Here is a 17523-nt window from a genome sequence, read left to right on the forward strand (position 1 = left end):
CCATGTCCAGGCGATCTACACGACTGAACGCAGCCAAGCGCGACGGCGCGAGCCAGGCCCGACGACGGCTGCCCGCGCTCGCCCCCGACTACGCCCGCGTCGACGAGCGCGGCGACGCCGAGCTGCTCACCTTTGCTCGGGCCCACGCCCGTGAGCTGCGCTTTTATGACCTCGACGGCGCCCCGACCGGGGACTGGCGCGGCTTGCTCGAGACCGAGGGCGTGAGCCTCGAGCAGATCGTCGCCTACCTCGACGATCCCACGAGCGCCAGCCCGGCCGCGGCGCAGTGGCTCTCGCGCCCGCACCTGGCGGTGTTCTTGACCTTCCTGCGCCTGCTCGGCCACGCCCGCGAGCAGCTCAACGGCCTGACCGCGCGCCATCTCGACTACTACTACGAGCAGGTCCTCGGCCTGCGCCGGCGCGAGGCATCCCCGGATCGCGTGGCCGTGCTCGTCGAGCTCCCGCCCAGCGTGTCGCGGGCGAGGCTTCCCGCAGGCACCGAGTTCTCGGCCGGCGAAGACGCGAGCGGCCAGCCGCGAATCTATCGCAGCCAGGCCGACTTCTACGCGAGCGCGGCCCAGGTCGCCGATCTGCGCGCCGTCTACGTCGACTACGACATCGTCGACCTCGAGGCCCTGGCCAACGACCGCGATCTGTCCGAGCCCGAGCGCTTCACCGCGATGCTCGAGCTCGCCCTCGGCCAGCCGCGCCCGGGCGACCCCGTGCCCAAGCTGCGCAACCGGGTGGTCAACGTCAACTATGTGGCCGCGCGACAGCAACGCGTCGACTTCGCCCCCGAGCAGCTCCACCTCGAGCACCACGAGCTGCGCACGCTGATGAACCTGCGCGCGCGCCGGGGCGACGCGGCCGACGAGGAGTGGGCGCGGATCAACGCGCTGCTCGGCGTCGAGGACCCCGAAGATCCGCGAGACTTCACCGCCAACCTCGAGGCCGTCGCCGGCGAGCTCGACTACGCCGGCCTGCCCCTCGTCGAGTCCATCGACGACCTCTACGAGCGCCGCCAGCGTGAGGACTGCGCGGCCTTCATCGCCGCCCAGCTGCCCTTTGGGCGCGAGAATTTCGAGGCCCTGATGCGCATCAAGCAGCGCATCGACGGCGAGTGGGCCGAGCTCTCGCGGCTGCTCGCGCGCGCCGGCAGGCGCAAGCGCGACGCGCTGAGCTTCGACCTCGAGGCCGCGGTCGAGGACTACGATCCCACCGACTTCGCGGCCAACTTCGCGGCCGCCCTGGGCGAGCCCGAGTGGCCCGACGGGAGCGCCGACCTCGACCAGTACTTCGCGCTGGTCCAGGAGCTCGAGGCGCACCTCGCAACCGGGGCCGAGCGGATCTCGCGGATGGCGAGGATCGCCAACCGAGCCAAGCTCCAGACGACTACGGAGGCCGACTGGGCTCGCCTCGCCCAGCTGATGCGCGAGGCTCGGCGCGAGCGCGTGCTCGCCAGCCGGCGGGCGGAGATCGCCAGCCAGCGCGCGGGCTTCTCGGGCCAGCGGGCGCTGGCTCGCTCGACCAGCTTCGCCCTCGACATCGACATCGGCGAGGACGATCCCGAGCCCGAGTGGAGCGCGCTGCTCAGCCAGGCGAGCGAGCACCTCGAGGACACCCAGCTCGAGCTCCTCGACCGCTACCACGCCCAGCTCGGCGACGCCGACGCGGCCAAGCTGCTCGGCTGGAGCGACGCCGATCGCATCCTCGAGCTGTGCTGGCGCAACCGCGAGGGCCTCGAGCTCGACGCGGCCGAGCGCGTCAGCTGGCGCAACCTCTACGCCCACGAGGACGTCACCGCGCTCACCGTCGACAGCGGCGCGGACACGCCGCGTTGGAAGACCTTTGGCCAGCGCCGACCCGCGGCCAGCGTCGAGCGCGTGCCCGCCCCGGTGATCGGCGCCGCCCTGCGCTCGCCGCTGCTCGAGCTGCGCTCGGGCGTGCGCCGCATCGACCTGACCATGGGCTTCGAGGTCGAGGGCTTCGACCTCGCGCAGATCGACGCGGCGCTCGAGAACGACGCGCTCGCCGTCGAGGTCAGCACCGCCGATGGCTGGGTCGAGCTCGAGTTCGAGACCTTCCAAAGCGGCGGCGGCGGCCCCGGAGAGGACTACGCGACGCTGATCGCCGGCAAGCGCCAGCCCGACGAAGATCGCCCGGCGCTGTCCTTGGAGCTGCGCGCAGACGAGCGCGTCGCGGCCTTCGCCCCGCTCGCCGACTCGGGCGAGCGCTGGCCGAGCCTGCGCCTGATGCTGCGCCAGCACTGGGACGAGGCCAGCGCGAGCTACCGCAGCCACGCCGACGCCTTCTCCGGCCTGCACCTGTGCGCGGTCCACCTCAAGGTCAGCGTCGACGGGCTCCAGGCGCTGCGCCTGCGCAGCGACGAGCGCAAGCTCGACCCCGCCAAGCCCTTCGAGCCCTTTGGCCGCAGCCCGGCCGCGGGCGCGCGCCTGTACCTCTCGCACCCCGAGCTCGCCCGCCCGCGCCTCGACCGGCTGACCCTCGACATCGAGTGGATGGGCCTGCCCGAGGACCTGCTCGCCCACTACCACAACTACCCGCAGACCGAGCTCGACGACTTCTCGGCCACGCTCAGCATGATCGACCAGCACGTCGAGCTCGGCCTGCTCGACGCCGCGCTCTTCGAGGCCGGGCAAGACCAGCCCGACCTGGCCCTGGGCACCCGCAAGCTCGAGATCGACGACCTGCCCAAGCGCGTGGCCGCGGCCAACTCCAGCCTCGACTACCAGGCGCGCCTCGACGTCGGCGAGCTGGCCGACATCCGCGATGAGCCGCGCCATTTCGTGCTCGAGCTCGGGCCCGGCGACTTTGGCCACGGGCGCTACCCCGTGCTCGCCAGCCACAAGAGCCGGGCCCTGGCCGCCGCGATCGCCCGCGGAGAGCCGCCCGCCGAGGACGCGCTCGCCGAGTACGAGGTCAACGCGCCCTACACCCCCAAGATCAAGCGGCTGCGCGCGGGCTATGTCGCGAGCTTCGAGCTGCGCTTCGACGGCCTCCCGGAGCTCGGGACCAGCGGCGAGGACAGCCTGCTCCACATCCACCCCTTTGGGGTGTGCGCCTCGCCGACGCTCGTCGAGACCAACATCGGGCCGCGCGGGCCGCGGCTGCTCCCCCACTACCCCGACGCCGGCGAGCTCTACATCGGCCTCGAGGGCGTCTCGGCGCCCCAGCGCCTGAGCCTGCTCATGCAGCTCGCCGACGGCAGCGCCGACCCGGACCGCGCGGCCCCGAGCCCGCGCTGGAGCGTGCTCGACGGCGACCGCTGGCGCGAGCTCGACGCGGGCCTGATCTCCGACGGGACCCAGGGCCTGCTCGGCGCGGGCATCGTCGATCTCGAGCTGCCCGCCGTGGCGCCCAGCACCCGCATGCCCAGCGACCGCTACTGGCTGCGCGTGGCCATCGACCGCTACCCCGACGCCGCCTGCGACACCCTCGCGCTGCACACCCAGGCCCTCGAGCTGAGCTTCGAGGATCGCCAAAACGATCCCTCGCACTACGACGAGCCGCTGCCCGTCGACAGCGTCACCCGCCTGGTCCAGCCGCGCGCCGAGATCGCCGCGCTCGCCCAGCCCTACACCTCCTACGCCGGCCGCCCGCCCGAGCGCGCCGAGCACTTCCACACCCGGGTCAGCGAGCGCCTGCGCCACAAGCAGCGCGCCTCGACGCCCTGGGACTACGAGCACCTCGTGCTCGAGCGCTTCCCGGCGATCTTCAAGGCCAAGTGCCTGCGGGCCACGAACGCGCCCGGCGGCAAGGGGGGCGTGCGCGTGGTCGTGGTCCCCGACATCCGCAAGTCCCTGCCCCGCGACCCCTTCTCGCCCAAGGCCCCGAGCAGCCTGCTCGCCGAGATCGGCGACTACCTGCGCGGCCGCGCCCCCGACCACGTCCGCGTCGAGGTCCGCAACCCTCGCTACATCGCGGTCATGGTCCGCCTCGGCGTGCGCTTTGACGAGGGCGTCGACGAGCGCTGGGCCGCGCGCCAGCTGATCGACGACCTCAACCGCTTCCTCTCGCCATGGGCCTACGACGAGGGCGCCGAGCTCAGCATCGGCGCGCGGATCTACGCCAACAGCATCATCGACTTCGTCGACCGCCGCGACTACATCGACTTCGTCGCCGAGCTCAAGCTGTTTCGCAGCGACGACGGGCAGGACTTCGACATCGTCCCAGATCTCTCGTCGGGCTCCGGCGAGGGCTACTTCGTGGGTTGCGAACGCGACGACGAGATCCTCGTCGCCGCCCGTGACCACCAGATCGACATCATCCCCGAGCGCTACCAGCAGGAGGCCTTCACCGGCCTCGAGCACATGAAGCTGGAGCTCGACTTCATCGTGGGCTGACCACACCAGGAGATTTGCAATGGCCATGACCACCAAGAACCGCAGCGAGCTCAAAGCTTTCTTTGTCAAAAACGCGATCCCCACCGAGGCCAACTTTGGCGAGCTGATCGACGGACAGCTCAACCAGGCCGACGACGGCGTGTTCAAGCTCGGCGACGACCCACTCAGCGTGGTCGCGGCCCCCGGCGATCAAAAGCGCGTGCTTCGGCTCTACGCCCAGTACCCCGCCCAGGCCCCGACCTGGACCTTGAGCCTCAAGCCACGCACCGCCCCCGCCAACGCCAAGACCGCTGCCGAGGGCCTGGGCTTCGACGCCCCCGACGGCAGCAACAAGCTGTTCTTGAGCCCCGAGGGCAAGCTCGGCGTGGGCACGACCTCGCCCAGCGCCAAGCTCACGGTCAGCGATGGCGACCTGCTCGTCGAGGGCGGCTCGATGCGCCGCGCGATGGTCAGCTCCGACGGCCCCAGCGGCCTGGTCCTGTCCAGCGGTGAGAGCAACGGTCACCCCTACATCGACCTCAACCACGGCCAGTTCAGCAACGCCAACAAGTACGGGGTTCGCCTGGTATCGGCCGAGAACGGCAAGCTGAGCGTCATGGGCGCCCAGCTCGGCGTGGGCGTCAACCCGGACGCCATGCTCGACGTCAACGGCCAGGCTCTGGTCCGCGGACGCCTCCGTGTCCAAGATGGCCTGGTCCTCTCGTCCGGCTCCGAGATCATCAACACCTCAGGCGCGCTGTTCAGGAAGGACGGTCACGTGTGGGTGACCGCCGAGAAGAACCTGCTGGTCCGTGGCGTGGGTGACTCCGACTGGTCGATCGCCCTCAACGCGCAAGACGCCTCGGTGCGCGCCAAGGGCGGCGTGATCGCGGGCCAGGGTAATCGCGGCGGCCACCTCAACGCCGACATCTCGCTCTACCGCAAGGACGAAAAGGCGTGGATGACCCTCAGCGACCATCTCTTGTTCCGCAAGCCCAACGACGGCAATGAATGGGGCCTGTCCCTGCGCGCCGATGGCCTGGTCCAGACCAAGCACGCGCTGAGCGTCAGCGCGGGTAACCTCAAGACCCACTTCGACACCGACGGCGCCCTCTATCGCTACGAGGGCCAGGTGTGGCTTACCGTCGACGATAACTTCTATATCCGCGACACCAAGCACACCGGCATGACCCGCAGCTTCTGGTTCGACACCACCAACAGCGACCTGCACATCGCCAACGACATCATGGTCAACGGCGGGACCCTCAACATGTCCTCGGGTTGGAAGATCGAGACAAACGGGGACCACATGTTCTTCAAGAAGGGCAACAACATCGTCGCGCGCTTCTCCGTGCAGCACGACCGCTTCCAGGTCTACCGCAACCTCAACGGCCAGAGCCCCTACTTCTACTACAACAGCGCTGGCAAGCGGCCCTGATCTCCCCGCGCCGACCAACGAGGACCGCCCATGACCAGCCCCGCCGACACCCTACCGACAGGCCCCCTGCCCCACCGGGCCATGGACTACGCCGCCCTGCGCAGCGAAGGACTGCGCGTGCTCGGCAGCCTCGGCAAGGAGCAATGGACCGACTTCAACAGCCACGACCCGGGGATCACGATCCTCGAGCAGTGCTGCTACGCGATCACCGATCTCGCCTATCGGATCAACTTTGCGCTCCCCGATCTGCTCGCCGGTGGTGAGCAAGACGCCCACGCGAGCTTGCCGAGCGCCGCGACGATCCTCGGCTGCCAAGCGCAGACGACCACCGACCTGCGCAAGCTGGCCATGGACGCCTGCGGCGGCGGCAACGCGTGGCTCGAGGCGGCCCCCTCGGCCTGCCCCTTCTTCTTTCACGAGCAGCGCGGCGAGCTCCACCTCGACACCGACCCCGCGGCCGTCGAGAGCGAGGCCGTGCGCCTGCGCGGCCTGCATCGCGTGTGGCTCCCCAGCGGCGAGGGCAGCGACGTGGCCAGCCGCGAGCTGGCCACGTCGGGGCTCTCGGCCGCGCGACCGCTGTGTGAGGACATCGAGGTCGTCCCGCTGCGCAGCGAGCAGATCTGGCTCGACGCCGTGATCGAGGTCGAGACCAGCGTCACCCCCGAGCAGATCCTCGACGCGCTCGTCGCCAACGTCGAGGCCTACCTCGCGCCGCGGGTCGACTTCGAAGACCTCGACGCGGCCCGGGCTCGCTGCGCCGGCCACGAGGACATCTTCGACGGGCCCACGCTCCAGCGCGGCTTCGTCTGCGATCGAGACCTCGAGGCCGGCGAGCGCAGGCGCACGATCTACGCCTCGGACCTGATGCACGCGATCAGCGACGTGCCAGCGGTGCGCGCGATCCGTCGGCTGAGCATGGCTCGCTCCGCCGGAGGCACGCCCGAGCGCTGGGCGCTCGAGATCGCCGAGGACGGCGTGCCGACCATGGCCGCGAGCTCCACGATCGTGCTGCTCCGCGACGGCCTGCCCCTGCCCCTCGACGCCGACGCGCTCAGCCTCGCCCTGGCCCGCGCGCACGCCCGCGCGGCCGCCCCCGTGCTCGCGCTCGAGGACCGCGACGTCCCGCGCGAGGTCGGCCGCGACCGCGAGCTCGACCGCTACCACTCGCTGCTCAACCACTTCCCCGAGGTCTACGGCGTCGGCCCCTTCGGGCTGCCCACCTCGGTCAGCACGGCGCGCCGCGCCCAGGCCCAGCAGCTGCGCGCCTACGTGCTGATCTTCGATCAGCTCCTGGCCAACTGCTTCGCCCAGCTCGCCCACGCCCGCGAGCTCTTCTCCCACGTCGGCGAGACCTCGAGCACCTATTTTGGCCAGGTCGTCGAGGATGAGGTCATCGACCTCGACAGCCTGCGCATGCGCGAGCCCGAGGACCACGCGCGCTGGCTCGACGACGCCGTGCGCGAGACCGCCGGCGACGAGCTGTCCTCGCTCGAGCGCCGCGCTCGCTTCTTGTCGCACCTGCTCGCGCGCCACGGCGAGCAGCTCTATCAAGTCGACGTCGGCAGCGACGCCCTGGCGCTCCCTCGCCTGCGCGCGGACGTGCGTCGCAAGCAGGCCTTCCTGCGCGCCTATCCCCAGCTCAGCGCGGGGCGAGGCACCGGCTACGACACCTCCGCGCCCGGCTCCGAGTCCGGCCTGGCTCTGCGCCTGCGCCTCGAGCTCGGCGTGGACGCAGACGACCCCGGCTTCGAGATCGTCGAGCACCCGCTGCTGCGCCCGATCGCCGAGGATAGCCACCAGCGCGGCGAGGAGGGCGAGGAGGCCGTGCCCTTGCTCGCCGGGGTCGAGCGCGAGGACCCCTACTCGATGCAGCTCTCGGTGGTCTTCCGCGAGGGCGGCTTCGCCCCGGGCTCGGCCTGGGCCAGGACCCACGAGCAGCTCGTCGAGCGCCTCGTCGCCGAGCACACCCCGGCTCACCTCGAGGTCACCTTGCACTGGCTGCGCGACGACGACGCGGGCTCGGACTGGAGCGACTTCGTCCGCGATCACGCCGAGCTGCGCGCCGCCCTGGCCGACTACCGAGCGGCGCAGCAGCGCGGCAGCGCGGTCTCGCCCGAGGTCCTCCGCCAGGCGCAGCTGCGCCTGCGCGACGCTCGCGACCGCGTGCTCGAGCAGCTCGGGATCGGGGCCACCTATCCGCTGCGCGACATCCCCACGCCCGAGCTGATCATCGTGCCCGCCGACAGCGCGGCCAAGATCCCCCTGGGCTACAGCCAGCGCGGCGTCAGCTATCAGCTCTGCGACGCGCGCAGCGGCAGCCCGATCCCCGACGCCGAGGACCAGCGCTACGTGGTCGAGGGCACCGGCGGCCCGATCGAGCTGCCCACGCCCGCGGTGCTCGAGGACGTCAGCTACAAGATCCTCGCGCTCCGTGCTGCTGGCAGCTTCACCGAGCTCGGCCCGCGCGCGGCCTGGCTGCACGGCCAGACCACGCTCAAGGAGGGCGTCGACACGACCCTCGCCGCACACATCGACGCCCCCGTCCTCGACGAGCGCATCGACAACCCCGCGGCCAGCGACGCCCGGCTCGTCGCCCACGGCGAGGCTGTCACGGTCTACGTCGACGCCAGCCAGGAGGGCGTGCGCTATGAGCTGGTCGATCACGCCGACCCCAAGCGCGCCCTGTCCAGCGAGGCGGTGATCGGCACCGGCGAGACGATCGCCCTGCGCTCCGTGGCCATGAGCGAGGACGTCGACCTGCGCGTCCACGCGAGCAAGCAGCTCGACGACGCCGACGCTGGCGCCGCGATCCGCGAGGCCCTGCTCGACGCGCTCTTGCCCCTGCGCGTGCGCGCCAGCGTCGAGCCGCTGCCCCGGCTGAGCAAGGCGACGATCGCCTTTGGCAAGTCGGCCACGCTCACCCTCGACGAGCCCCAGGCCAGCGCGAGCTATCGCGCGTGGATCCGCGACACCTTCGACAAGCGCTACCACTTTGGGCCGGCGCCCGAGACCCCGACCATCGGCGTCGAGCTCCCCGATGGCGCGTCCACCCGCACGGTCCTGGTGCTCCGCCCCGACTTCCAGGAGCGGTGGCGCAACCGGCCGCGCTTCGTCGCCGCCGGAGACGAGCCGGTCGGCGACGGCTCGGCCTTCTCCCTGGGCCCCTTCGAGCACGACCAGACCGTGCGGATCCAGGCGATCAAGCGCCACGAGATCGGCCGCCTGGATCAGTCCAGCCGCGGCCAGCTCGAGTCGGCCGCCGAGCTGCGCCAGGCCGCGCTGATCCTCGTCGAGCCCGACCCCAGCCCAGGCCTGCGCCTGCGCGTGATCGAGAGCCCCGACCACGAGCCCCTCGTCGAGCTGCGCGACGGTCAGCCCGGCGTCTACTACTCGCTGGTCAAGACCGCGGGCAAGGCCACGGTCGCGCAGCCGGCCTATGTCCACCAGGCCGACGACGACGATCCGAGCACCAACAAGGGCGTCGGGCAGCTGCGCATCGCCGTCGACCTGGCGATCGCGCGCAGCGAGGGGGATCAGTTCCCCGCCGCCGGCACCAACCTCGCCAAGCACCCTCCCCTCGCGCCGCGCCTGATGCTCGAGGGCGACGTCGACGGCACGCGCTGGAAGCTGCTCGCGCGCAAGGCCATGTCCGGCGTCGAGATCGAGCTCGAAGGCCGGGCGCGGACCGGCAACGCCCCACAGATCAGCGTCGAACCGGCGACCGTCGCCCCCGGAGAGGTCGCCGAGCTCTCTGTCCTCGCCAGCGATCCGAGCATGCGCTACTCCCTCGTCGACGCCACCGGCGAGCTCCTGGCGACGGCCGAAGGCAGCGGCGAAGACCTCGTCCTCGCCAGCGAGGTCTTCACCGAGACCAGCCGCTTGACCGTGCTCGCCCAGCCCATCGCCGAAGACCCGATCATCGTCGAGCGCGCCCTCGAGGTGATCGTCCGCGTGGAGCTGCCCGCCGCGGAGGAGCCTGAAGCCGACGCCGAGCCGGCCGCCGACGCCGAGCCGGCCGCCGACGCCGAGCCGGCCGCCGACGCCGAGCCGGCCGCCGACGCCGAGCCGGCCGCCGACGCCGAGCCGGCCGCCGACGCCGAGCCGGCCGCCGACGCCGAGCCGGCCGCCGACGCCGAAGAGTAGCCGCGTGGCCAAGCACCGGATCCACGAGCAGGTCCTCGAGCTGACCGTCCGCGGCGCGGAGGCCGAGGCCCGCGCGTCCATCGAGCGCCTCAGTCAGCTCCAGCGCGCCCGCCTCGAGGCGGTCATCGCTCGCGTGCTCGACGAGTGCTCGCCCTCGGGTCGCGTCCACCGGATCGAGCAGCTCGACCTCGACCTCGGCACCCTGCCCCTCGACGCGCTCGAGAGCGCCCTGCCGCGCGCCCTCGAGCTCGCCCTGCGCCGCGCGCTGCGTGACGCCATCGCATCCCTCGACGAGGACGCGAGCGCGCCCGCGGCTGGATCGCGCTCGGCCCTCGAGCTGCTCGAGTGCTTCGCGTGGACCGGAAACTTGCCCTGGTGGGCCGACCGCACGCGCCCCGACCTCGTCGCCGAGGCGCTGCGCGGGCTCGCCGACGCGGGGCGCTCGAGCCTCGGCGCGCTCGCGGGGCTGCGCGCGCTCCTCCAGGCCGTCGAGGCCGTGCCCGGAGGCGTCGAGCGCCTCGTCCGCGCCAGCGACGACGCGCTGCTCGAGGCCCTCGCCGCGCGCCTCGCCAATGACGGGTCGGGCCTGCGCGCCGTCGCCATGGTCCGCGCGCTGCTCGCGAAGTCAGCCGCCGACGCTGCCACCCGCGAAGCCCTGTGGGCCCGCGCGCTCACGGCCTGCGCGGCGTCGAAGGTCGACGAGGGCGCGCTCGCCCTGGCCCTGAGCTCGGCCGTCTCCGCCGCCCAGCCCGGGTGGACGCCCGCCCGCCTGCGCGCCGCCCTGGCCCCCCTCGCGCTACCCACGACCCTGCTCGAGGCGCTCCCCGAGCAGTCGCCCGCGAGCCCCCGAAGCGACGCCGAAGATCCCAGGGCTCGGGCCCGCGCGCTGAGCGAGGCGCTGCTCGAACACAGCGGCGCGGCTCGAGACGAGGAGGACCTCGCCGCCGCGAGCCTGCGCGCCCTCCAGGCTCGCGCCATGCAGATCCTCGCGGGCGGCTCCGACTCACCAGCGCCGTCGTCATCGCAGACCCCTCCCCCCAACCTGGCAGCGGCCGCCCGCGCCCTCGCGGCCAGCCTCGCCAACCCACGGCTCGACGTCGTCGACCTGCGCCGACACCTGAGCTGGCTGCGCTCCCCCCTCGCCGAGGCCCTCCCCGAGCGCCTGCGCGCCGATCTCCTCGACGCCCTCAACACCCTGCTCGAGCGCGCCTCGAACCCGCCGGCACCGCCCCCTCGCCCGCCCGAGCGCGTCGCCAAGGCCCTCGCCGAGCTCCCCGTCTGGGACGCCGGCCTCGTCATCCTCTGGCCCTTCCTCGACCGCTTCATGCAGCGCGCCGGCCTGCTCGCCGCCGACGGGCGCAGCTTCGTCGACCTGCGCGCGCAGACCCGGGCCGTCCACCTCCTCCACTACTGCGCCAGCGCCGAGCTCGGAGCCCCGGAGCACGCCCTGCCCCTCGCCAAGCTGATGGCTGGCCTCGGCCCCCACGACCGCCTCGCCGCCCTCGATCCCAGCGATCCCGCCGAGCTCGATCCTGCCCTGCTCGACGAGGCCGATCGCATGCTCGCCGCCGTGATCGCCCACGCCGAGATCCTGCGTCAGATGCCCGTCGACAGCCTGCGCGCCAGCTTCCTGCGCCGCCACGGCGTGCTCGGTGAGCGCGACGGCACCTGGCTGCTGCGCGTCGAGGCCGAGCCCCACGACCTCGTCCTCGACCGCTTCCCGTGGAGCTGGTCATGGCTGACCTTGCCGTGGATGCCGGCGCCGCTTCAGGTCGAGTGGTAAGAAATACCGCCACGCCCATGGACGCGCAGACTCAAAAAAACGCCGCCGCCATCGAGCTCGAGCTCGACTGGCTCGCGCTCGTCCTCGACCTGCGCCTGCGCCTGATCTTCGAGACCTTCGAGCCGCCCGTGGATCCGCTGGAGCTCCCGCCGCCCGAGCACGAAGCCGGCAGCGCCTTCGCCGAGCTGCTCGCGCGCCAGGACTTCGGCGCCCCCGAGCGGGTCGCCCTCGCCCTCGCCCTCGCGGCCGAGCTTCGCCCCCAGCTCTTCGACGTATTCGCAATCAAGAACTCGGCCACCGGCAGGCGATTCACCGAATTCGGCGGGACCAGCACGAGCGGCGGCGAGGGCTTCTTGCCCACGGGCGCGACCTTGGCCTTCGTGCTCGACGGCGGCAGCGCGCTCTCGCGGCTCTTCGTCCGCCGACTCTTCGACCCCGACCACCCCTTTTGCGTCGAGGAGCTGCTGGCCAGCGAGGGCGAGGGCAAGCGCCCGATCCTCGACCTCCCCCTGCGCGTGCCCGCCGACACCCTGGCCAGGCTCGGCACCGGCCACCTGCCCCCGCCGCGCCTCGGCGTCGACTTCCCGGCCCAGCGCATCGAGACCAGCTTGTCCTGGGACGACCTCGTGCTCCACCCGGCCACGCGCCGCCAGGTCGGCGAGATCCAGACCTGGCTCGAGCACGGCCAGACCTTGCTCGACGACTGGGCCATGGCCGGCAAGCTCCGCCCTGGCCACCGCGCGCTCTTCTACGGCCCGCCCGGCACCGGCAAGAGCATGACCGCCTGCCTGCTCGGCAAGAGCACCGGGCGCGACGTCTACCGCGTCGACCTCTCGCTGACCGTGTCCAAGTACATCGGCGAGACCGAGAAGAACCTCGCCAAGGTCTTCGACCGCGCCCAGCGTCGCGGCTGGCTGCTCTTCTTCGACGAGGCCGAGGCGCTGTTCGGCAAGCGCAGCGACACCCGCGACGCCCACGATCGCTACGCCAACCAGGAGGTCGCCTACCTGCTCCAGCGCATCGAGAGCTTCGACGGCGTGGTGATCTTGGCCTCGAACCTGCGCGAGAACCTCGACGACGCGTTCACCCGGCGCTTCGAGTCGGTGATCTACTTCCCCCTGCCCCGCGCCGACGAGCGCCAACACCTGTGGACCCAGGGCTTCCCCGCCCGCGCGTCCCTCGGGGCCGACGTCGACCTCGCGGCCGTCGCTCGGGATCACGAGCTCGCTGGCGGGGCGATCATGAACGTGATCCGCCACCTGTGCCTCGAGAGCCTCGCAGAGGGCGGCCGACCAATTGACGCGCAGGGCCTCGAGCGGGCGATTCGCCGCGAGCTCGCCAAAGAAGGCCGCGGCCTGTGACCCGCGCGCATCCGCTGACAATCCGCTCCCAGCGCCCTCTCTCGCCAGCGCAAAGCTCACGAAGCGCAGCCACCGAGGGCCCCATGGTCACAGGCGCGTCGCAGCGCCGGGGGCCATCGCTTGGAATCCGAAGCGTAGGCGGCTATACCTCGCTGCGGTCAGATGCATATTCGCAAGCCGCAGCGCCTAATCCTTTCTTCCTTGGTCCTCATCCTCGGCGCGGCCACCCCGGCCTGCGGCGGCAGCCTCAGCCGAGCCCAGGACGCCCTCGTCGTCGGCGACGAGGCCAAGGCCGAGGTCGAGCTGCGCAAGGCCCTCAAGTCGAATTCGACCCACGACGAGGCCGCGCGAATGCTCTCGATCCTGCTCGCGGATCAGGGTGACGCCCTCGCCAGCTCCGATCCCCGCGAGGCCGAGCAGCGCTTCGACGAGGCCCTCGACCTCGACCCGAGCAACGAAAAGGCCCGCCTCGGCCTCGCCCGCCTGCTGATGAAGCGCGGCTTCGAGGCCGACGCCCGCGAGCTCCTCGCCTTCGAGGGCTGCACGGGCTGCGGTCGCCTCGAGGCCATGATGCTCCACGAGTCGGCGGTCGCCGCCTACCAGGCCGGCGACATTGACACCGCGCGACAGCTGTTCAAGAAGGCCTTCGACCAGGGCAAGGACCCCCTCGACGCCCTCGGCCTGGCCACCACCTACCTCGCCTCGGACCCCCCGGACGTGCTCCAGGCCAAGGCCATGCTCGAGACCGCCGCGCCCCTCGTCGCCCGCGGTCAGCACGAGGCCGAGCGCCTCTTTCGTGAGCTCCGCGCCAACTTGCTGATGGCCGTCGCCGCCGCCGGCCAAAGCGAGATGATCGACCAGATCTTCAACATCCGCTCGGCCGAGCTGCTCGAGGAGCCCGAGTTCGAGCTGCGCTTCAAGGTCTCGCAAGAGCAATTCCGCAACGGCGACTCCGACCCCGCGATCGCGCGCATCACCTCGCTGCTCGAGAAGTCCGGCCAGTACCTCGAGCCCACTCAGCGCGAGGTCATGGAGGCCGCCCTGGTCGTCATGTTCTCGGCCCGCGCGGCCCAGCACCTCCAGGCCGGCGACGAGGTCGGCGCGGCCAAGGACATCGCCGCGGGCCTCAAGATCGACGACGACAACAGCCGCCTGCGCCTCCAGCAGGTCCTGGCCATCGCCGCCAACCGCCTGCCCCTGGCCTTCACCAAGCTCGAAGAGGCCAAGAAGAACGGCGACCGCGACAAGGTCGAGGCCATCCTCCACGCCCTCCAGACCTTCGAGCACCTCGACGCGGGGAGCACCGCCAAGGCCCTCAACTCCCTCGAGCAGGCCGAGGCCCTCGGTCCCAAGCTCCCCGAGGTCCACCTCGCCCGGGCCTACGTCCTCGCCGAGCAGCGCAACGAAGACCTGCGCAAGAACGAGCTCAAAGACGTGCGCAAGAACGCCGGCTTCGACTACCCCAGGGGCCGCGTCAATCAGTTCCCCAGCGCCCTCGCCCACCTCGCCCACGCCAAGGCCCTGCTCGCCAAGCAAGGCGTGCTCTTCCCCTTCCGCGGCGCCGGCTTCGACAAACGCGCCGCCGACCTCGAGCAGGCCCTGGCCTTCTACCCCTACGAGGTCGACTGGTACGCCGACAAGGGCGGCGTGATCGAGATCGTCGCCGCCGGTGGGCGCAAGGAGGTCGAGTTCAAGGGCCCGCGCTGGCTCAAGGGCACCGCGATCGCCTCCCCCGACAACGCCGCCGAGATCCAGGTCCCCAACGTTGGACTGGTCTACCTCGAGTATGAGGGCAAGGAGCTCGGGGTCGTGGTCGAGGAGAACACCCGCATCCAGATCCAGCTGTGAGCCCAGGGGCGGCCGGCTCGTCCACCACGATGCGCGCGCTCTTGTTGCCCGGTCTCGACGGCACCGGCCAGCTCTTCGCCCCCCTGCTCCCCGCGCTTCCCCGGGCCTGGGACGTCGAGGTCGTCGCCTATCCGAGCGACGACCCCCTCGGCTACGACGCCCTCGAGCGCCTGGTTCGTCAGCGCTTCAGGGGTGAGGACAGCGTGGTGATCGCCGAGTCCTTCTCGGGGCCGCTGGGGATCCGCCTCGCCGCCGCGCCGCCGCCGGGCCTGCGCGCGCTCGTCCTGGTCGCGACCTTCTCCCGCTGCCCCGTCCCGCGCCTGCTCGCTCGCTTGGCCGCCCGTCTGGCGGGCGTGCTGCCAACCGTGCCCCCCGCCATCGGCGTCCGCATGCTGCTCACGGGGCGCGGGCACCCCGAGCTCGCCGAAGGTGTCCGCGCCGCCATGGCCACGCTCTCGCCAGCCGTGGTCCGTGCCCGCCTCGAGGCGATCGCGGGGGTGGACGTGCGCAGCGAGCTCTCGCAAGCGCAGGTCCCCGTGTTGGCGCTATGTGCAACGCGCGATCGCCTGGTGCCAACGCGGGCGCTCGCCGGGCTGCCGCACGCGGCCGTGGCTCGGCGGATCCCCGGACCGCACCTGTTGCTACAAGCGGCCCCCAAAACTTGCGTGGAGGTGATGATGAAGGAGGCGCCCGCCCGCGCCTCACTCCAACACGACGATCCGCTCCCCAGCCACATCCAGCCCGAGCACCTCGTCGATCCCGTCCCCGTCGACGTCCCCTGCGGCGACATCGACGATCGACTCCCCTCCCGGTAGCGCGCGCACCACCAACTCTCCGCCCTCGACGTCCGCACGCAAGATCTCTCGCGCGGGTGAGGGGATGACGAGCAGCTCCTGCTGCGGGTCCTCGTCGAGCTGACCCGCGATCACCTTGCTCGCGCGCGAGCCTCGAACTCCGCGACGCCGCTCGTGCTCGTCTTCCACGCGCCGCCGCTCAGCGCCTCGGCCAGCCCCTCTTCCAAGAAGGGCAGGTCCGTGGGCTGTGCGTAGGCGTGGACCAGCTCGTGCGACAGCGAGGGAAAGTCCGTGTAGACGACCTCGCCAAAGTACGCACAGCCAGTGGCCCCCTCGATGCAATTCTCCCTCACCGCGTCGATGCCGAGGTAGACATCGCTCGGACCAGGGGTGGTCCCGAGCAACAACTGGATCCGCTCGGCCTCCAGCTCGGCCGCCCTGACCGTGCCCAGGCACAGCGGGGCATCGACGCGGGATCCGAGGTTCAGGTGGGCCGTCCGCTGCTCGAGGTCCGCGTCTTCGAGCGCACAGGCCGTCAGCCCGAGCAAGGCACACAGCGCAGCGCGACGCATGACGACTCTGCAACCTCGGGGCACTCCTCGTCTTACACCACAAAAGAGAGAGGGGCAGCCCAAGCCGCCCCTCCTCGCGCTGACACCCGAGCCGCTCAGCTCTCCCGAGCCACGACCTTGCCCTTGTACATGTCCATCCCACAGGCAAAACCCAGCTCCCCGCTCTCGGGCACCTCCACCTCGATCTCCACGGTCTCCCCCACGCGCAGATCCTTCTTCACGTCCATGTCGGCGATCACCAGCTCGTTGCCGCAGCCGGCCTCGCAGGAGAGGAGCGGAGAGGAGCGGAGAGGAGACTCACCAACACGGCTCGAACATCAGCCCTTGCAGCACCGAAACCCGGTCCCTCCAGGGGCAGTTCCGCGCGCGTAGGAAAAATCTACGTCGCAGCGCAAGTCAGACCCGGTCTGACCGTCGTTACCGCCGCGAATCCTGCATTTCGTATCCTCTGGCGGATCAATTTCAACGTCACACGAATTCGTCCACTCTCGCACATTACCGCTCATATCATAGAGCCCAAGATACCCCCCCTCACACGTCTCCAAAAATCCGACAGGGGCCGTCCCAATATAGCTAGACCCGTCACTATTGCAAGCCTCCTCATCATACGTCCCGCCATAGGGGTAAGCCTTAGAACCATTCTTCGAACACGACTTATACCATTCACTATTCACAGGATCACTAAGTCCATCAAAATCAGCAGCCCCACCATACACGTTACCACAAAGCCTTCGCCCCGCCCACTCGCAGTATGCATGCGCATCACACCAATCCACATTTACAACGGGAAACTCCAAATTTGACATAAAATCAAAAGAAGCGGGAACAAAATCTTCAGAATCATTTTTCCACGTACAAACACCGGGAAGAATCTCAGAGATCCCCACTTCGCTGAAGTCAACCTCGAGAAAAGCTTTATATTGCCCCCTACTGACCTCGGTACTATCGATAAAACCAGTCCCGATATCAACCATGACTGGCTCACTCGGACAAGAACCACAATTTGGAAGCCCACAGACTCCATCGCACTGGTCCGCACCTGTCTCGGACTCCTCGTACCCCTCGTCCGAATCTGTGGCCTCGCCAGACTCCGTGACTTCGCCAGACTCCGTGTCTTCGCCAGACTCCGTGTCTTCGCCAGACTCCGTGTCTTCGCCAGACTCCGTGTCTTCGCCAGACTCCGTGTCTTCGCCAGATCCCACCCCCTCGCTCGTCTCAGGCTCCCCACTCTCCGTCCCCTC

The 17523-nt window shown here is 70.6% G+C and carries 9 protein-coding genes; 7 read left to right on the plus strand and 2 right to left on the minus strand.

The features are described from left to right. The first annotated feature begins 2 nt into the window (after positions 1-2). The 7 genes from G6O69_RS36030 (at position 3) to G6O69_RS36060 (ending at position 15731) form a co-directional block, all read left to right on the plus strand. Positions 3-4364, plus strand: coding sequence for a baseplate J/gp47 family protein (locus G6O69_RS36030; protein WP_172308002.1), 4362 nt, complete (start codon positions 3-5; stop codon positions 4362-4364). A gap of 19 nt (positions 4365-4383) precedes the next feature. Then, positions 4384-5781: a hypothetical protein gene (locus G6O69_RS36035; protein ID WP_172308003.1), complete on the plus strand. Its 1398-nt coding sequence runs from the start codon at positions 4384-4386 to the stop codon at positions 5779-5781. Positions 5782-5811: 30 nt separating this feature from the next. After that, entirely contained in the window at positions 5812-9924 is a 4113-nt protein-coding gene (locus G6O69_RS36040; protein WP_176397281.1) for a hypothetical protein, read from the plus strand. 4 nt (positions 9925-9928) lie between these two features. Further along, positions 9929-11707, plus strand: coding sequence for a contractile injection system tape measure protein (locus G6O69_RS36045; protein ID WP_172308004.1), 1779 nt, complete (start codon positions 9929-9931; stop codon positions 11705-11707). 17 nt (positions 11708-11724) lie between these two features. Next, complete coding sequence (locus G6O69_RS36050; RefSeq protein WP_172308005.1) at positions 11725-13068, plus strand: ATP-binding protein; 1344 nt, start codon at positions 11725-11727, stop codon at positions 13066-13068. Between the two features lie 162 nt (positions 13069-13230). Then, positions 13231-14916, plus strand: a complete 1686-nt coding sequence (locus tag G6O69_RS36055; RefSeq protein ID WP_176397282.1) for a tetratricopeptide repeat protein — start codon at positions 13231-13233, stop codon at positions 14914-14916. Positions 14917-14945: 29 nt separating this feature from the next. Beyond that, complete coding sequence (locus G6O69_RS36060; protein ID WP_172308007.1) at positions 14946-15731, plus strand: alpha/beta hydrolase; 786 nt, start codon at positions 14946-14948, stop codon at positions 15729-15731. A 110-nt stretch (positions 15732-15841) separates the two neighbouring features. On the opposite strand, the gene G6O69_RS36065 is transcribed toward G6O69_RS36060, so the two are convergent. Both G6O69_RS36065 and G6O69_RS36070 read right to left on the minus strand, forming a co-directional pair. Beyond that, the gene (locus G6O69_RS36065) at positions 15842-16282 is read right to left on the minus strand and encodes a hypothetical protein (protein ID WP_172308008.1); all 441 of its coding nucleotides are present in this window, start codon (positions 16280-16282) and stop codon (positions 15842-15844) included. A 95-nt stretch (positions 16283-16377) separates the two neighbouring features. Then, positions 16378-16521 (minus strand): cupredoxin domain-containing protein, encoded by a 144-nt coding sequence (locus G6O69_RS36070; protein ID WP_176397284.1) that lies wholly within the window; start codon positions 16519-16521, stop codon positions 16378-16380. Positions 16522-17523: the final 1002 nt, after the last annotated feature.

This window comes from Pseudenhygromyxa sp. WMMC2535 (assembly GCF_011083025.2).

Bases quoted from the DNA above. Each gene is read 5' to 3' on its own strand.
- G6O69_RS36030 (WP_172308002.1), top strand. From the start codon at position 3: ATGTCCAGGCGATCTACACGACTGAACGCAGCCAAGCGCGACGGCGCG.
- G6O69_RS36035 (WP_172308003.1), top strand. From the start codon at position 4,384: ATGGCCATGACCACCAAGAACCGCAGCGAGCTCAAAGCTTTCTTTGTC.
- G6O69_RS36040 (WP_176397281.1), top strand. From the start codon at position 5,812: ATGACCAGCCCCGCCGACACCCTACCGACAGGCCCCCTGCCCCACCGG.
- G6O69_RS36050 (WP_172308005.1), top strand. From the start codon at position 11,725: ATGGACGCGCAGACTCAAAAAAACGCCGCCGCCATCGAGCTCGAGCTC.
- G6O69_RS36055 (WP_176397282.1), top strand. From the start codon at position 13,231: ATGCATATTCGCAAGCCGCAGCGCCTAATCCTTTCTTCCTTGGTCCTC.
- G6O69_RS36060 (WP_172308007.1), top strand. From the start codon at position 14,946: ATGCGCGCGCTCTTGTTGCCCGGTCTCGACGGCACCGGCCAGCTCTTC.
- G6O69_RS36065 (WP_172308008.1), bottom strand. From the start codon at position 16,282: ATGCGTCGCGCTGCGCTGTGTGCCTTGCTCGGGCTGACGGCCTGTGCG.